Raw genomic sequence first — 16,397 nt, forward strand, 5'->3', positions numbered from 1 at the left:
ACAATGTTGTCGTAATTTAGTCCCGCAATCCAGTAAGGACAGGCTGACCTGAGTGGGGCACCGGAGGCCGGCGGTAAATACTACATCCCGTAGAATACTCGGGTGCGATCCCCCCAATCCCCCGTTCTGTCCATCAGCGGGCTCATTAAGGATGTTGGCCCGCTTCCCAGCCTGGACGGAAAAATGCTCCGGGTGGTCAGCGGGGTCTCCCTCGTCGCCGAGCGCGGCCAGGTGACAGCACTGCTTGGCGCCAACGGCGCCGGAAAAACCACCACGCTCGAGTGTGCCCAGGGCCTCCAGAAGCGCAGCGGCGGCACCATCTCGCTCCTGGGGCAGGACCCTGCCTCGGCCGGGGCTGAGCTTCGCTCGCGCGTAGGTGTGATGCTCCAGGACGGCGGGCTGCCGCCGTCGTCCAGGCCGATTCCGCTGCTGCGGCATATCTCGGGACTCTACGAAACACCGTGGCCCGTGGACGACCTCATCCAGCGTCTGGCCATCGATAGTTTCAGCCGCACCACCGTCCGGCGCCTGTCCGGGGGGCAGAAGCAGCGCCTCGCCCTCGCCGCCGCACTGATCGGCAGGCCGGAAGTACTGTTCCTCGACGAACCGAGCGCAGGCCTGGACCCGCAGTCCCGCCAGCTGGTGTTTGACCTGATCGCTGAACTCCGGGAGGCGGGGATGGGGATCATCCTTACCACCCACCTCATGGACGACGCCCAGCGCCTGGCCGACTACGTCTACATCATTGATGGCGGCCGGAACGTCGCCGAGGGGACCGTCCAGGAACTGCTCCAGCGCAATCCCGGAGTGGAGGCCGGCGCGGAACACATCCGTACCCTGGAGTTCGAGGCAGCCCCGGGTTTGGATTTCGACGGCGTTCTCCCGGCCGGCATTGCCGTGTCCGAGGCCCGTGCAGGAAGCTACTCCGTCACAGGAAGCCTTACCCCGGCCCACCTCGCAGCCCTGGCCCGATGGTGGGAAGCGCATAACATCATGCCTGCTTCGATGAGCCTGCAGGCGCGTAGCCTTGAAGACGTCTTTCTGGATATCTCGGGAAAGGACATCCGATGAATGGGACCGCGTCCGGCGCTGCCGGTGCCGGCGCCGGTGCAAGCAATGCACCCATCGCCGCTTTGGGCGGAGTGGCCGGATCCCAGCGGCCTGCATCGTTGCTGCGGCGGGTGCTGCTGCAGGGCAAATACGAGGCCCTTGCCATGCTCCGCAACGGCGAGCAACTGATTCTGGCGGTAGTGTTGCCGCTCCTTGCATTGGTTGGCCTGACCGTGACGCCGTTCCTCGACGGGATGGGCGGCAGCCGCATAGATGTTGCGGTACCGGGCATCCTGGCGCTGTGCGCCATGTCCACCGCCTTTACCGGCCAGGGCATCGCCACCGGGTTCGACCGCCGCTACGGCGTCCTCCGTTTCCTGTCCACCACGCCATTGGGCCGCGGTGGACTGATCGCCGGCAAGGCACTTTCAGTCCTGGCTGTGCTCTGCCTCCAGGTCGCCGTCGTCAGTGCAGTGGCTTTTGCGCTGGGCTGGCGGCCCGAGGCAGCCGGGTGGCTGCCCGGCCTGCTTCTCCTGGCCCTGGGTGCCGCTGCTTTCACCGCGCTCGGCCTGCTGGTGGCCGGGACGGTCCGGCCCGAAGCGACACTGGCCATCACCAACCTGTTGTGGATCCTCCTGGGCGCATTGGGCGGAATTGTCATCCCGGCCGAACGGCTGCCCGCCGGCCCGCAGTCAGTGGTGCACTTCCTGCCCTCCGGCGCCCTGGGTGAGTCCCTGCGTGAAGCTTTCCTCGGTGGCACGCTCAACGGCGCCGCCGCCCTTATCCTGCTGCTTTGGACGGTCATCGCCGGGGCAGCTGCCATCCGTTGGTTCAAGTGGAATTGAGATATCCGTGAGCACGGCGTCACGCCTCCCCCAGTTCGTTAACCGCCTGTCATCCCGGCTGCCGCGCACCGTGGACGTCAGGGTGCGGCGCCTTGCCGTTGCCTCGCTCATTGGCCAGACCCTCCTGGTGGTAACCGGCGGCGCGGTCCGCTTGACGGCGTCCGGCCTGGGCTGCCCCACGTGGCCGCGCTGTACCGATAACTCCCTGGTGAACACCCCGGAAATGGGGATCCACGGCTTCATCGAATTCGGTAACCGGCTCCTGACCTTCGCCCTGGCGGCAGTGGCAGCCCTGATGCTGGTGTACCTGTGGAACCTCCGCAAGGAGCGGCGCGACCTCTTCCTGCTGGCCCTGGGCCTCCTGGCCAGCATCCCGGCGCAGGCCATCATCGGCGGCATCACCGTGCTCACGAACCTCAATCCCTGGGTGGTGGGCCTGCACTTCCTGGTGTCCATGGCGCTGGTGGTGTTCGCCACGCTGCTGGTCAACCGCGCTTTCGGCCGGACCGGACGTTTTGTGGCTGCCCGGCACCCGGCCCTGCCGGGGATCATGCGGCCGGTGACGGCCGCCGTCGCACTTTTTTCCGCCATGGCCGTGATGCTTGGTGTGGTGGTCACCGGAGCGGGCCCGCACGCCGGCGACGCCGATGCTCCCCGCAACGGCCTGGACTGGGACCTGTTCTCCCACATCCATGCCGTGCCCGCGTACCTGGTGACAGCGGGAACCGTTGTGGCGCTTGCGCTCGTGTTCCTGCGCCGGATCCGGGGCCCCTTCCGCACCGCCGTGATCGGGCTCCTCGGTGTGACCATCCTCCAGGCCATCATCGGCTTCACCCAGTACTACAACAGCATCCCGGCCCCCCTGGTGGCCGCCCACATGCTCGGCGCCGCGCTGCTGATGGTGGCCTCAACCAACGCCTGGGATCTCGCTAAAGCGAGCCCCGTGGAGTAGCTTCGCCGCAAAAGCAGTGCCCCCGGTTCGGTTCGAACCGGGGGCACTGCTGCGCTAACCGCAGATGCAAACCTTGCCTGTCACCGCATAAGCGTCGGGGCAGCAGCTTTTGCGGCCTGGGCGGGATCGAGGAACCGGATGCCGCCCCGTTCCACCAGCAGCACACGGGCCGTGGCGATGTCATAGAACAGGCCGGTCGCCTGCACCCTGCCGGCGGCGAGTTCAGGGCCAACCACAGGATGGCACTCCAGCTTCTGCAACTGGACGGCGACGTTCACCATGGCCAACTGGTCCACCGGGTTGTAGCCGGCAGCCTCCGCGGCCAGCGCCACGGGATGGTGGGCGAGTTCGCGGTAGCTGGGCCGCGCGTGGTTGAGCCAGGCATCGAAGCCTGCGCCGAGCGAAGCGTTGCCGTTCCCCATGGCGTCCTCGATCAGTGCTTTCATCGCACCGCAGTTGGAATGCCCGCCGATGACGATCGAATGCACGTTGAGGCCCTTGACGGCGAAGGACAGGGCCGAGTCGATCGAGGCATCCTGGCCTTCGTGGCACACCACGTTGCCGATGTTCCGCAGGGTCAGGAGATCGCCCGGGCCGCTGCTGGTGATCAGGTTGGGGTTCACCCGGGAATCGACGCAGGCAACGAACAACGTGTCCGGGTCCTGGCCGTCCGCCAGGTCCTGGACCAGGGGCTTGACCTGGTCGGCGAAGCGCCGGTGGTACTTGTTGATCCCCGCCAGGAGGGATCCGAGCTGGCTGTGCTGTCCGCCGGCTGCATCGCCGGCTCCATTCCCTGAGGGCCCGGCGGACTGCCATGAGGTCCTGGGCGGAAGCGGGAGTTCCCGGGCTTCCTGCCGCTGCGGGGTCCGGTGTGCCGCGTCCTGGAAGAGGGTGTTTCCGTGTTCTTCAAGGCGGACGGTGTCGCCGGCCGCTTCGTGCTGCTTCTGCCACGCGATCAGGGCTTCGCGGAAGGCGTGGTCTACGTAGTCTGCGTTCAGCTCCACCACAACGGCCGTTCCCGCGGGCACTGAGTGGAGCACGCGGTTCAGCCGCGGCAAGGCGAAGAAGCTGCAGGACCCGGCGATGGTGACCCGCCAGGGGTCCGACGGCGAGACGGGCTGGTGTGCGTGGATTGCCGCCCGGAGCACGCGCCACAGCACGCTGGCCGCGGCCAGCGCCAGCCCGATCATCACGCCTTCGAGGAGGTTCAGGAACACCACACTGAGGAGGGTGACCACATAGATCATGAGGTCGCCCGTGCGCAGGCTGGTGCGGATGTCGGCAACCTTGATGAGGCGGGCACCAATGACCACCAGCAGGCCGGCCAGGACAGACAGTGGGATCAGCTGGATCAGTCCGGCGAAGATGGCTGAGAACGCGAGGACCCAGATACCGTGGAGGACGGCAGAAGCACGGGTGGCGGCGCCGGCCTCGACGTTTGTGGCACTTCGGACAATCACGCCGGTCACCGGCAGGCCGCCCAGGGAACCGGAAACGATATTGGCCGCTCCCTGGCCCACGAGCTCGCGGTTGAGGTTGGTGCGCGCCCCGGTGTGCATCTTGTCGACGGCAACCGCGGAAAGCAGCGATTCGATGCTGGCGATCAGGGCCATGGAGATGACGGCGAAAGCGACGGCACGCCAGTTGCCCTCGGGCAGCTGCGGCAACGCAACGGCGTCGAAAATGGAGCCTTCAAAGGAGATGCGCTGGACCGCCGGGGCGAAAGCAACGGAAAGCGCGGTGCCGGCAGCGACGGCGGCCAGCGGCCCGGGAACGCGGCGGACTGCGGCGGGAAGGTACTTCCAGCCCAGCAGGATGCCCACAACGGTGAGCCCCAGCAGGGCTGCGTGCAGTTCGACATTGGTAATGGCCGCAGGCAGCGCGGCCAGGTTTTCCAGCGCTGAGCCGGCCGGTTCGGCGCCCAGCAGGACCTGGATCTGCTGCAGGATGATGGTGATGCCGATGCCGGCGAGCATCGCCTTCACCACCACGGGCGAGACGGCCAGCGCTGCACGTCCCACGCGGCTGATGCCCAGCAGCAGCTGGACGACGCCGGCTGCAGCGGTGATGGCGCAGGTCACCTGCCAGCCGAACTCCTGGACCAGTCCGGCCACAACGACGGTGAGCCCGGCAGCGGGTCCGCTGACCTGGAGCGGGGATCCGCCCAGGCTGCCGGCAATGATGCCGCCGACGGCGGCTGCGATCAGCCCCGCCATGATGGGCGCCCCGGATGCTGCGGCTATGCCGAGGGAAAGTGGAAGGGCAACAAGGAACACCACCAAGGAGGCCGGGATATCGTTGCCCAGATGCTTGAGGAAGCCGGGCCGCCGGAATCTGCTAGTGCCCCTTCCTTTGGCTGGCGGGCTGTGGACCGCAGTGGGGACGGTGGATGGATCGGGCGCCTGTGCCATGGATTTTCCTTTGCTTGCGGGCAGGATCCATCCAAGCGTAAGCACGGAGTCACGCGGACTGACAGGAAACGTGACGGATATGACAACTCAGTCACATCATTGTCTTAGCTGCGGAACCTTTTCTCGGCCGCGCCCGTTATAAGCCCGCCAGCCGGTAGACGGACACATGGCTGCGGGAGTCGGCTGTGAATTCGCTCCGGTCCCAGTCGGCCCACCGGGATTCCAGCTCGAATCCCGCCAGCCGTGCCATCAGGTCGAGCTCTGCGGGCCAGATATAGCGGTGGGGTGTCCGGTCAATTCGCGCATTACGCCCGGCCTCCAGTTCAGGGCCGAACTGCACGTGGTGGGATGTCACGTGCTGCCGGAGCACGTCATAGGTGTCCACCAGCAAATAGCCTGGCTGGCTCACCTCGACAGTCCCGCCGTGCCCGGGCGGAAGCGACCGCAGTTGGGGCACCCAGAGCTCAATGACAAAGCGTCCGCCAGGTGCGAGGTGAAGTGCGGCGTTGCGGAAACACTGGACCTGCTCGTCCTGGGTCAGGAGGTTGGAGATGGTGTTGAACACCAGGAACACCAGCGAATAGTTGTTCCCGGCCGATGCGTCGATCATGTCACCCTGAACCACCGGAATGCGGCGCTCATCCGCCTTCCCGCGGAGGCCGGCGATCATTGCATGCGACAGTTCGATGCCGGTGACCTGGACCCCTGCCTCGGACAGGGGGATGGCAACCCGACCCGTGCCGATGGCGAATTCGAGGGCAGGACCGGAACCGGCAAGCTGTGACAGGACCTCCACCGTGGGGCCCAGTACCTCCGGGGAGAACATTCCCACTCCGGGCGTATCGTACCGGGCGGCAGCGTCGGCATCCCAAAGTTCTTGTTGGTTGATCACCCCGCCACTATTGCACCTGGCACGCCGGCCCACCAGCGGCAACGCGGCCGGTGTGCAGGGGGACAGCGGCAGTGCCGAGTGACGCGGACTAGCCGGCCATGACCGCCTGGCCGATAAACGGGTCGACCGCCAAGGCGATGAAGAGCAGGGTGAGGTAGCTGATGGAACCGTGGAAGACCTTCATGGCGCGCTTATCCGAGATGTCCTCGCGCTGGGCCCGGTTATAGAGGGAGTGTGATTCGTACAGGAACCAGGCGCCGGCCAGGACAGCCGTGACGGTGTAGACCCAGCCCGCCCCGCCGGCGGGAACCATGAGCAGCGAGCATGCAACCATGGCCCATGCGTAGAGGACCACCTGGACCGAGACCACCTTGGCGCCGGCGATGGCGCCAAGCATGGGGACGTTGGCGTTGCGGTAGTCCTCGCCGTAACGCATGGACAGCGGCCAGTAATGCGGCGGTGTCCATAGGAAGATCACCATAAAGAGGATCACGGCGGGCCATTCCACCGAGTTGGTGACAGCGGCCCAGGCGATCAGGACGGGGAAGCAGCCGGCGGCGCCGCCCCACACGATGTTCTGCGCGGTGCGCCGCTTGAGGATGATTGTGTAGATCACCACGTAGAAGAAGATGGCGCCCAGTCCGAGCCAGGCGGACAGCGGGTTGGCCCCGAACCACAGGATGGCGATGGCGGCCGCGCCGAGGAGCCACGAGAAGACCAAGGCTTCACGGGGAGTGACTTCACCAGTAACCAGCGGCCGGTTCTCGGTGCGGTGCATCAGTTTGTCGATGTCGCGGTCAATGTAGCAGTTGAAGGCTCCGGCGCTGCCTGCGGCGAAAGCACCGCCCACCAGGGTGGCCAGTATCAGCCCGATGGAGGGAAAGCCGCGCTCGGCATAGATCATGGTGGGCAGCGTGCTGACGAGCAGCAGCTCAATCACGCGGGGCTTGGTGAGGGCGAGATACGCCTTTGCTTTACGGGCAATCCCGGCGCTTGCCCGGGATGCGTTCAGCGGCGTATCTGTTGTGCTCACGGTGGCAGTCACCCGTTCTGTTGGCAGTTCTGTCTGGCTGTCCAGCTGTGTCATGCGGCCCTGCCCGTCCGGGCGCCGGCGGAACCATTATCAGGTGATCCGCGCGCCGGGGCCGGGAGTCCCCGGGCGGCCACAAAGGTCTGCAGCCCGGCGCTGGCCTCCGAATATCATACCGTGCCGCTCCCCTCCCAACGGTCCGTCATGCAGCCGCGGCAATCGTCCCGGAATTGGTGCTGGTGATTGCGCGCGCACCGATTCGAGCAGATTAACTCAACCTCACTTCAGGGGGGGTTCAAATAAGGGGAAATTGCGTCCACAACGTGAGATTTGGCCCGCCCGGAGAATGGAATGGAGCTAAGCTGTCAAACAGATCAGCACGCAGCAGGAAGCGGTGGAAAACGCATTCCCGACTGGCCAGTGGCTGAGTGAAAGATCAACGTTTCGATGGTGAACGGCTGGTACACACCGCAGCGGGCGCCACGCGGCGCGCGTTCAAACGGACCCGGTGTGCCGCCTGCCATCAGCACAGAGAGGGGCCCGGTTTTCGTGCCACATTTGGAAGAGCAAGAACTGTCTTGGACCAACCTGGACCAGCGCGCGGTGGACACCATCCGCGTTCTGGCCGCGGATGCGGTGGAGAAGGTGGGCAACGGACACCCCGGAACGGCCATGAGCCTGGCGCCGGCGGCGTACCTTCTCTTCCAGAAGCTGATGCGCCACGATCCCCGCAACCCCGAGTGGCTGGGCCGTGACCGTTTCGTCCTGTCACCCGGCCACACCTCACTCACCCTTTACATCCAGCTGTTCCTTTCCGGTTACGGCCTGGAACTGAAGGACCTTGAGGCGCTGCGTACCTGGGGTTCACTGACCCCGGGCCACCCGGAGTACAAGCACACCGCCGGTGTGGAAATCACCACCGGCCCGCTGGGCCAGGGCCTTGCGTCCTCTGTTGGCTTCGCTTACTCCCAGCGCCGCCAGCGCGGCCTGTTCGATGCCGACGCCGCCCCGGGGACCAGCCCGTTCGACCACACCATCTGGGTGATCGCTTCCGACGGCGACCTGCAGGAAGGCGTCACGTCCGAGGCTTCCTCGCTGGCCGGCCACCAGGAACTGGGCAACCTCGTTGTTGTCTACGACGAGAACCACATCTCCATCGAGGACGACACCGACATCGCCTTCACCGAAGATGTCCTGAAGCGCTACGAGGCCTACGGCTGGCACGTCCAGCGCGTGGACTGGACCAAGACCGGCGAATACAAGGAAGACGTGCAGGAGCTCTACTCCGCGCTCCTGGCCGCCAAGGCTGAAACCTCCAAGCCCTCCATCGTCTCGCTGCGCACCATCATCGGCTACCCGGCCCCCAAGAAGCAGAACACCGGCAAGATCCACGGCTCTGCCCTCGGTGCCGAGGAAGTCGCAGCGCTCAAAGAGGTCCTGGGCTTCGATCCGGCCAAGTCCTTCGACGTGGACCAGGACGTCCTGGCCCACGCCCGCGCCGTGGTGGACCGAGGTGCCGCCGCGCGCAAGGAATGGGAAGAGTCCTTCAACGCCTGGCAGGCAGCCAACCCCGAAGGCGCTGCCCTGCTGCAGCGCATCGAGGCCAAGGAACTTCCCGAAGACCTGGACGCGGCCCTTCCGGTGTTCCCCGCCGGCAAGGACGTCTCCACCCGCGCCGCGTCAGGCAAGGTCCTGAACGCACTGGGCCCGGTCCTGCCCGAATTGTGGGGCGGTTCCGCGGACCTCGCGGAGTCGAACAACACCACCATCGAGGGTTCGCCGTCGTTCGTTCCCGCCTCGAAGCAGACGGACGCCTGGAAGGGCAACCCCTACGGCCGGGTCCTGCACTTCGGCATCCGTGAGCACGCCGCGGCGTCGATCGTGAACGGCATCAGCCTGCACGGCCGCACGCGTGCCTTCTCGGGCACGTTCCTGATCTTCAGTGACTACCAGCGCCCGGCCATCCGCCTTGGCGCCCTGATGGGTGTTCCGTCCCTGTATGTCTGGACGCACGACTCCATCGGCCTGGGCGAAGACGGCCCCACCCACCAGCCGGTGGAACAGCTCGCCTCGCTGCGCGCTATCGTGGGCCTGGACGTGGTCCGCCCCGGTGACGCCAACGAAGTGGCTGTTGCCTGGAAGACGATGCTGGAAAACCACAGCAACCCCGCCGGCATTGTGCTGACCCGCCAGAACATCCCCACCTGGGAGCGCGGCGAGGGCGCAGCCGACGGCGACACGTTCGGTTCCGTGGCCGGCGTCGCCAAGGGCGGTTACGTCCTGGCCGAAGCGGCCAAGGACGGCGCCACCGTCCCGGCCGACGTGATCCTGATCGCCACCGGCTCCGAGGTCCAGCTGGCCGTCCAGGCCCGCGAAGCCCTGCAGGCCGAGGGGATCGCGGCCCGTGTTGTGTCCATGCCGTGCGTTGAATGGTTCAACAAGCAGGACGCCGCCTACCGCGAGTCCGTGCTGCCCGCCGCCGTCAAGGCCCGCGTGTCCGTTGAAGCAGGACTGGCCCTGGGCTGGAAGGAATTCGTCGGTGACGCCGGCCGTTCCGTCAGCCTCGAGCACTACGGCGCTTCCGCCGACTACAAGCGCCTCTTCCAGGAGTTCGGCATCACCGCGGAAGCAGTTGCCGCCGCTGCCAAGGACTCCCTCGCAGGCCTGCAGGCCTAACAACCAATTTCTGAGGAGAAAAACATCATGACTACTCCCACACAGCAGCTCTCCGAAGCCGGAGTTTCCATCTGGCTCGATGACCTTTCCCGCGGACGCCTGGAAACCGGCACCCTGGCCAAGCTCATCGAAGAGAAGAACGTGGTTGGTGTGACCACCAACCCGTCCATCTTCCACGCCGCCATCACCTCCGGCACGGACTACGACGCCACCATCGCCGCCCAGGCAGCAGCCGGGGCCAGCGTCGAGGACACCATCTTCGAAATCACCACCACCGACGTCGCCGATGCCTGCGACCTCTTCGCTCCCGTGGCAGCAGCCACCAAGGGTGTTGACGGCCGCGTGTCCATCGAAGTTGACCCGCGCCTGGCCTGGGACACCGCCGGCACCATCGCCGAAGCCAAGCACCTGTACAAGAAGGTCAACAAGGACAACGTCCACATCAAGATCCCGGCCACGCTTGAGGGCCTTGAGGCGATCACCGCAACCCTGGCCGAGGGCATCAGCGTCAACGTGACACTGATCTTCTCGCTTGAGCGCTACCGCGCCGTCATCAACGCCTTCCAGGCCGGCCTGGAGCAGGCCAAGGAAAACGGCCATGATCTCTCCAAGATCCACTCCGTGGCGTCCTTCTTCGTTTCCCGCGTGGACACCGAGATCGACAAGCGCCTTGATGCCATCGGCACCGATGAAGCCAAGGCCCTCAAGGGCAAGGCCGGCGTGGCCAACGCCCGCCTCGCCTACCAGGTCTACGAAGAACTCTTCTCCACCGAACGCTGGGCCCTGCTGGCCGAAGCCGGCGCACTCCCCCAGCGCCCGCTGTGGGCCTCCACCGGTGTCAAGGACCCGGCCTACCCGGACACCCTCTACGTCACCGAGCTCGTTGCTCCCGGCGTGGTGAACACGATGCCCGAGAAGACGCTGGACGCCACCTTCGACCACGGCGTGGTCACCGGTGACACCGTCATTGGCACCTACGACGAAGCCAACGCAACCCTCGACGCGCTCGAGAAGCTCGGCATCTCCTACAACGACGTCGTCGCAATCCTCGAATCCGAAGGCCTGGACAAGTTCGTGGCCAGCTGGAAGGAACTGCTCGGCGACGTCGAGGGCGCCCTCGCCTCTGCACGGAAGGCCTCCTAACCAACAATGAGCACACTCAGCTACGAAGCCACCGGTGCCGCACAGCAGGCACTCGAACAGCACCTTCCCGCCCTGGTGGAGGAACGGATCGCCACCCGGATTTTCGCGAAGGACCATACCCTGTGGGGTCCCGACGCCGAATCCGAGTCGGCCATCCGCCTCGGCTGGGTTGAGGCGGCCAGCGTCTCGCAGCCGCTGGTGAACGAGATCCTGGAACTGCGTGACGCGCTCCGGGCCGAGGGGGTGACCCGCATTGTGCTTTGCGGCATGGGCGGATCCTCGCTGGCTCCGGAGGTCATCGCCGGCACCGCCGGCGTCGAGCTGACTGTGCTGGACAGCACGGATCCGGACCAGGTCCGTGCTGCCCTGGCGGACCGGCTGGAAGAGACCGCCATAGTGGTCTCCTCCAAGTCCGGTTCCACCGTCGAGACTGATTCCCAGCGGAGGGTCTTCGAGAAGGCGTTCAACGACGCCGGCATCGACGCCGCGAGCCGGATCATCATCGTCACCGATCCGGGCTCCCCGCTGGACAAGGCCTCCCGCGAGGCCGGCTACCGGGCCGTCTTCAACGCCGACCCCAACGTGGGCGGCCGCTTCTCCGCACTGACCGCGTTCGGCCTGGTGCCCTCGGGCCTGGCCGGCGTGGACATCCAGGCCTTCCTGGACGAGGCCGAGGAAGCAGCCGAGGTCCTCAACGAGGATGCTCCTGAGAACATCGGCCTGGCACTGGGGACCGCGCTGGGCGGGACCAGCCCGCTGCGCAACAAGATCGTCATCGCCGAGGACGGTTCGGGCATAGTGGGCTTCGCCGACTGGGCCGAGCAGCTGATCGCCGAGTCCACGGGCAAGCTCGGCACCGGTGTCCTGCCGGTGGTGGCTGGTCCCAACTCGCCGGAGGTGACCACGGGCGCCGATGACGTGCTGGTGGTGCGCCTGGTGGCCGCGGATGCCGACGTCGAACTCGGTGAGAACCAGGTTGCCATCGCCGGCGGGCTCGCCGCGCAGATGATGGTCTGGGAGTTTGCCACGGCCGTGGCCGGGCGCCTGCTGGGGATCAACCCGTTCGACCAGCCGGACGTGGAGGCCGCCAAGGTAGCCGCCCGCGGCCTGCTGGACGCACAGCCGGAGCCCACGCCGGCAGCTTTCGTTGACGGTGCCATCGAGGTTCGTGGCGGCGAGTGGCTCGGCAATGCTTCCACTGCGGAGGGTGCCGTCAAGGCGCTGCTGGAGACGCTCGAGGCGGACAGCTACCTCAGTGTCCAGGCCTACTTTGACCGTCTGGCATTCGCGGAGCTGGAAGGTGTACGCGACGAACTCGCTGCCGTCACTGGACGTCCCGTGACGTTCGGTTGGGGCCCCCGGTTCCTGCACTCCACCGGCCAGTTCCACAAGGGCGGCCCGGCAGTCGGCGTATTCCTGCAGGTCACCGCTGCTTCGGCGGAGGACCTCGCCATCCCGGAACGTCCCTTTACCTTCGGGGAACTGATTGCCGCGCAGGCCGCGGGCGATGCCCAGGTCCTCAGCGAGCACGGGCGCCCCGTGCTTCGCCTGCACCTGACGAACCGGGCAGCCGGTGTGGCACAGTTGCAGGACATCATTGCTGCGCTGTCCGCCAGGTCAGCCTCCGTCACCGAAAGCTAAGGCACAAAGCAACATGCCAGAAACTGAATACGGCAGGTCGCCCGGGACGCGTCCCGGCAAAACGCTGCGTAATCCGCTCCGGGATCCCCGTGACCGCCGTTTGAACCGGATTGCCGGCCCGTCCTCGCTGGTGCTCTTCGGAGTTACCGGTGACCTTGCCCGCAAGAAGCTCATGCCGGCCGTGTATGACCTGGCCAACCGCGGGCTGCTGCCGCCGAGCTTTGCGTTGGTGGGTTTTGGACGGCGGGAGTGGACTGATGAGGATTTCGCCGGCCAGGTGAAGGCCTCCGTCCAGTCCTACGCGCGCACGCCTTTTGATGAGGCGGTGTGGAACCAGCTGTCCGAAGGCATCCGTTTTGTCCAGGGCGAGTTCGACGACGACGGAGCCTTTGAGCGTCTCGGTGAGACCATCAAGGAACTCGACGACGTCCGTGGCACCCGCGGGAACCACGCGTTCTATTTGTCGATCCCGCCGAAGGCGTTCGAGCAGGTCTGCCGGCAGCTGTCCAAGCACGGCCTGGCGCAGGCTGAGGGGGACAAGTGGCGGCGCGTGGTGATCGAGAAGCCGTTCGGGCACGACCTTGAGTCGGCCCGGAAGCTGAACGACATCGTCGAGTCGGTGTTCCCGCAGGATGCGGTGTTCCGGATCGACCATTACCTGGGTAAGGAAACGGTCCAGAATATCCTGGCGCTGCGGTTTGCGAACCAGCTGTTCGAGCCGTTGTGGAACGCGAACTACGTGGACCATGTCCAGATCACCATGGCCGAGGACATCGGCACCGGAGGCCGGGCAGGCTATTACGACGGCGTGGGCGCCGCGAGGGACGTGATCCAGAACCACCTGCTCCAGCTGCTGGCGCTGACGGCGATGGAGGAGCCCATCTCCTTCAACGCCGATGACCTGCGCGCGGAGAAGGAAAAGGTCCTCGCCGCCGTCAAGCTCCCCGATGACCTGTCCACGCACTCGGCGCGGGGGCAGTTCACCGGCGGCTGGCAGGGCGGCGAGCAGGTCCAGGGCTACCTGGAGGAAGAGGGCATCCCTGCCGATTCCACCACCGAAACGTTCGCCGCGATCAGGGTGGACATCCACACCCGCCGCTGGTCCGGGGTGCCGTTCTACCTGCGCGCCGGCAAGCGCCTGGGCCGGCGCGTGACCGAGATCGCGGTGGTGTTCAAGCGCGCACCGAACCTGTTGTTCCGTGACCACGGGGAGGATGACTTCGGCCAGAACGCCGTAGTGATCCGGGTCCAGCCCGATGAGGGTGTGACCATCCGCTTCGGCTCCAAGGTGCCGGGCACGCAGATGGAAGTCCGCGACGTGACCATGGACTTCGGCTACGGCCACTCGTTCACCGAATCCAGCCCCGAGGCCTATGAGCGGCTGATCCTGGACGTGCTCCTGGGCGAGCCGCCCTTGTTCCCGCGGCATGAGGAAGTGGAGCTGTCCTGGAAGATCCTTGACCCGTTCGAGGACTACTGGGCCACCCTGGACGAACAGCCCGAACCCTACGCCCCCGGCTCCTGGGGGCCGGCCAGCGCTGATGAGCTGCTGGCCCGCGACGGACGAACCTGGAGAAGGCCATGATTGTAGACCTGCCGGATACCACCACCTCCAACGTGTCCAAGAAGCTGATGGCGCTGCGCGAGCAGGGCGGCGTGATCGCCCTGGGCCGGGTGCTCACCCTTGTGGTGGTCACCAAGTCCGGCCTTGAGGAAGAAGCCATCGAGGCCGCCAACGATGCCAGCCGGGAACACCCCTGCCGGATCATCGTTCTGGCCGACGCCGGAGCGGACGCCGAGGACCGGCTCGACGCCCAGATCCGGGTGGGCGGTGACGCCGGCGCGTCCGAGGTGATCGTGCTGCGCGGCTACGGCCAGCTCTCCCACGAGTCCGAGTCCCTGGTCGCCGCGCTGCTGCTCCCGGACGCGCCGATCGTGGCCTGGTGGCCGCACGGCGCCCCGGAAAACGCCTGCGAAACCTCCATCGGGCGGATCGCGCACCGCCGGATCACCGACTCCGCCAACGAACCCGACCCGCAGGCGGCACTCGCCCGGATCCACAAAACCTACCGGGCCGGTGATACGGACCTGGCCTGGACCCGCCTGACCAACTGGCGGATCCAGCTCGCGGCGGCCCTGGACGAAGTGGACTCCTCGCCGGTGACCGCGGTCGCCGTCGAGGGTGCTTCGGACTCCCCGTCCACCATCCTCCTCGCGGCGTGGCTCACCCTTGCCCTGGAGGCGCCGGTGACCATCGTGGCGGACCCCGCCGGAACCGGTATCCGCCGGGTCCGGCTCTCCCGCCCCGGCGGCGACGTCCAGCTCTTCCGTCCGGGACTGTCCGTGGCCGAGCTGACCCAGCCCGGCCAGCCCGCCCAGCGGATCTCGCTGCCGCGCCGCAGCCTCCGCGACTGCCTGGCGGAGGAGCTGCGACGCCTGGACCCGGACGAAGTCTTCGGCGAAGTGATTACTATGGGACTGCCACGAACAAATCTAAGGAGCGTCCGACCCAGTGAGCGTTGAGCCAAGAGTAAGCATCCATCCTGATTCGTCGGTGCTAATGGCAGCCATTGCGGCCCGCCTGATTACCAAGCTTGTTGATGTTCAGGACAAGTACGGTGAAGCCACCGTGGTGCTGACCGGCGGCACGGTGGGCATCGGCACGCTGAAGGCTGTTGCTGACTCTCCGGCTGCTCCCGCAGTCAACTGGTCGAAGGTCAATTTCTGGTGGGGAGATGAGCGGTTCGTCGCCTCGGATGACGCTGACCGGAACACCAAACAGGCGTACGACGCGTTGCTCTCGCACATTCCGGTGGACCCTGACCGTGTCCATGAGCCCGGCTCAGCGGACCAGTTCGGCAGCCCGGAGGAGGCAGCGGAGGACTATGCGCGCCGCTTGCGCGAGGCCGCGGCTGAAGAGCACGCGGCCGACATGTCTGATGACCGGCCGGAGGAGCCTTCCGCGCTCCCCCGCCTGGACGTTGTCCTGCTGGGCGTGGGACCGGACGCACACATCGCGTCACTCTTCCCCGAGCAGGGCGGCATCCGGGAGAAAACCCGCACCGTGGTGGGCGTCCGCAATTCGCCCAAACCCCCTCCGCTGCGTGTGTCCCTGACACTGCCGGCCATCAATACCGCTGCCGAAGTATGGATGGTGGTGGCCGGTGAGGACAAGGCCGGCGCTGTGGGGCTGGCCCTGGCCGGCGCCAATCCCGTCCAGGTTCCCGCTGCCGGTCCGCGTGGCACATCACGAACCCTGTGGCTGATCGACGAAAACGCCGCCTCACGCGTCCCGCATCAGCTCGTCCGGAAGGACGCTGCGGGCGCGTAGCTTTTCCAGCGCTCCAGCCAGGAGGTCTTCGGCGTCCTGGCTGGAGCGCCGCTCTTTAACGTATTCCAGGTGGCTCTTGTAGCCGTCCTCCAGGATGTCCGTATCAGCAAGAGCCACGCCGTCCCGGGCTGCAGCCGTCCCGCAGTGCCGGCAGTCCCACACGGCCGGGATCTGGTCCTCGGGGAGTTTGAGGAAGACGAGCTGCGTTTCGTGTCCTTTGGCGCACAGGTACGAGATCCGGATGCGGGGAAGGTCGTTCCCGTGGGCTCCGGTCTCCAGGCTGGTCCCTGTTCCCGCCGTTGCGCCCGCCCGGGTGCCCCGGAAACCTGATGTTGGATGAATCATCGAGACTCCTGCCTGTGTTAAACAGAACTGTGGCTGCCGGAGAACCGACAGCCACAGTTTAGTTCGCGGACCGGCGCCGCG

Annotated in this window: 13 protein-coding genes; 9 read left to right on the forward strand and 4 right to left on the reverse strand. The window is 66.3% G+C overall.

Translation table 11 applies throughout. The features are described from left to right. Positions 1-102: 102 nt before the first annotated feature. Genes FNL14_RS07380 through FNL14_RS07390 form a run of 3 tightly spaced genes read left to right on the forward strand, consistent with a single transcriptional unit; the run spans position 103 to position 2,847 of the window. The gene (locus FNL14_RS07380; RefSeq protein ID WP_142058907.1) at positions 103-1,071 is read left to right on the forward strand and encodes an ABC transporter ATP-binding protein; all 969 of its coding nucleotides are present in this window, start codon (positions 103-105) and stop codon (positions 1,069-1,071) included. Then, entirely contained in the window at positions 1,068-1,895 is an 828-nt protein-coding gene (locus tag FNL14_RS07385; protein WP_370455814.1) for an ABC transporter permease, read from the forward strand. The genes FNL14_RS07380 and FNL14_RS07385 overlap by 4 nt, the downstream gene beginning before the upstream one ends. Positions 1,896-1,902: 7 nt before the next feature. Further along, entirely contained in the window at positions 1,903-2,847 is a 945-nt protein-coding gene (locus FNL14_RS07390; protein ID WP_142058909.1) for a heme A synthase, read from the forward strand. Positions 2,848-2,927: 80 nt separating this feature from the next. Here FNL14_RS07390 and FNL14_RS07395 read toward each other — a convergent pair whose 3' ends face one another. The 3 genes from FNL14_RS07395 to FNL14_RS07405 form a co-directional block, all read right to left on the reverse strand. Further along, on the reverse strand, positions 2,928-5,258 hold the full coding sequence (locus FNL14_RS07395) for a bifunctional SulP family inorganic anion transporter/carbonic anhydrase (RefSeq protein ID WP_142058911.1): 2,331 nt from the start codon (positions 5,256-5,258) through the stop codon (positions 2,928-2,930). 136 nt (positions 5,259-5,394) lie between these two features. Next, complete coding sequence (locus FNL14_RS07400) at positions 5,395-6,150, reverse strand: bifunctional 2-polyprenyl-6-hydroxyphenol methylase/3-demethylubiquinol 3-O-methyltransferase UbiG (protein ID WP_142058913.1); 756 nt, start codon at positions 6,148-6,150, stop codon at positions 5,395-5,397. 88 nt (positions 6,151-6,238) lie between these two features. Next, positions 6,239-7,195 carry a heme o synthase gene (locus tag FNL14_RS07405; protein WP_142058943.1) on the reverse strand — a complete coding sequence of 319 codons (957 nt, stop codon included), beginning with the start codon at positions 7,193-7,195 and terminating at the stop codon, positions 6,239-6,241. 543 nt (positions 7,196-7,738) lie between these two features. On the opposite strand from FNL14_RS07405, the gene tkt reads away from it, so the two are divergent. From tkt to pgl, 6 genes are read left to right on the forward strand one after another with little or no spacing between them, the layout of a single operon-like run. Next, complete coding sequence (gene tkt / locus FNL14_RS07410; protein WP_142058945.1) at positions 7,739-9,856, forward strand: transketolase; 2,118 nt, start codon at positions 7,739-7,741, stop codon at positions 9,854-9,856. 27 nt (positions 9,857-9,883) lie between these two features. Beyond that, positions 9,884-10,999 carry a transaldolase gene (gene tal, locus FNL14_RS07415; protein WP_142058915.1) on the forward strand — a complete coding sequence of 372 codons (1,116 nt, stop codon included), beginning with the start codon at positions 9,884-9,886 and terminating at the stop codon, positions 10,997-10,999. Between the two features lie 6 nt (positions 11,000-11,005). Continuing rightward, positions 11,006-12,640 (forward strand): glucose-6-phosphate isomerase, encoded by a 1,635-nt coding sequence (locus FNL14_RS07420; protein WP_142058917.1) that lies wholly within the window; start codon positions 11,006-11,008, stop codon positions 12,638-12,640. 13 nt (positions 12,641-12,653) lie between these two features. Next, positions 12,654-14,225, forward strand: coding sequence for a glucose-6-phosphate dehydrogenase (gene zwf / locus FNL14_RS07425; RefSeq protein WP_142058919.1), 1,572 nt, complete (start codon positions 12,654-12,656; stop codon positions 14,223-14,225). Beyond that, positions 14,222-15,163 (forward strand): glucose-6-phosphate dehydrogenase assembly protein OpcA, encoded by a 942-nt coding sequence (locus tag FNL14_RS07430; protein WP_142058921.1) that lies wholly within the window; start codon positions 14,222-14,224, stop codon positions 15,161-15,163. The genes zwf and FNL14_RS07430 overlap by 4 nt, the downstream gene beginning before the upstream one ends. Continuing rightward, positions 15,153-15,971 (forward strand): 6-phosphogluconolactonase, encoded by an 819-nt coding sequence (pgl, locus tag FNL14_RS07435; RefSeq protein ID WP_142058923.1) that lies wholly within the window; start codon positions 15,153-15,155, stop codon positions 15,969-15,971. Before FNL14_RS07430 ends, pgl begins: the two co-directional genes overlap by 11 nt. On the opposite strand, the gene FNL14_RS07440 is transcribed toward pgl, so the two are convergent. Then, positions 15,924-16,316, reverse strand: a complete 393-nt coding sequence (locus tag FNL14_RS07440; protein WP_091418775.1) for an RNA polymerase-binding protein RbpA — start codon at positions 16,314-16,316, stop codon at positions 15,924-15,926. The genes pgl and FNL14_RS07440 overlap by 48 nt on opposite strands. Positions 16,317-16,397 lie beyond the last annotated feature (81 nt).

Origin of the sequence: Pseudarthrobacter sp. B4EP4b, from assembly GCF_006680095.1 — a bacterium.
Taxonomy (GTDB): Bacteria; Actinomycetota; Actinomycetes; order Actinomycetales; family Micrococcaceae; genus Arthrobacter.

Bases quoted from the DNA above. Each gene is read 5' to 3' on its own strand.
- zwf (WP_142058919.1), top strand. From the start codon at position 12,654: ATGCCAGAAACTGAATACGGCAGGTCGCCCGGGACGCGTCCCGGCAAA.
- FNL14_RS07395 (WP_142058911.1), bottom strand. From the start codon at position 5,258: ATGGCACAGGCGCCCGATCCATCCACCGTCCCCACTGCGGTCCACAGC.
- FNL14_RS07440 (WP_091418775.1), bottom strand. From the start codon at position 16,316: ATGATTCATCCAACATCAGGTTTCCGGGGCACCCGGGCGGGCGCAACG.
- FNL14_RS07420 (WP_142058917.1), top strand. From the start codon at position 11,006: ATGAGCACACTCAGCTACGAAGCCACCGGTGCCGCACAGCAGGCACTC.
- tal (WP_142058915.1), top strand. From the start codon at position 9,884: ATGACTACTCCCACACAGCAGCTCTCCGAAGCCGGAGTTTCCATCTGG.
- FNL14_RS07385 (WP_370455814.1), top strand. From the start codon at position 1,068: ATGAATGGGACCGCGTCCGGCGCTGCCGGTGCCGGCGCCGGTGCAAGC.
- FNL14_RS07430 (WP_142058921.1), top strand. From the start codon at position 14,222: ATGATTGTAGACCTGCCGGATACCACCACCTCCAACGTGTCCAAGAAG.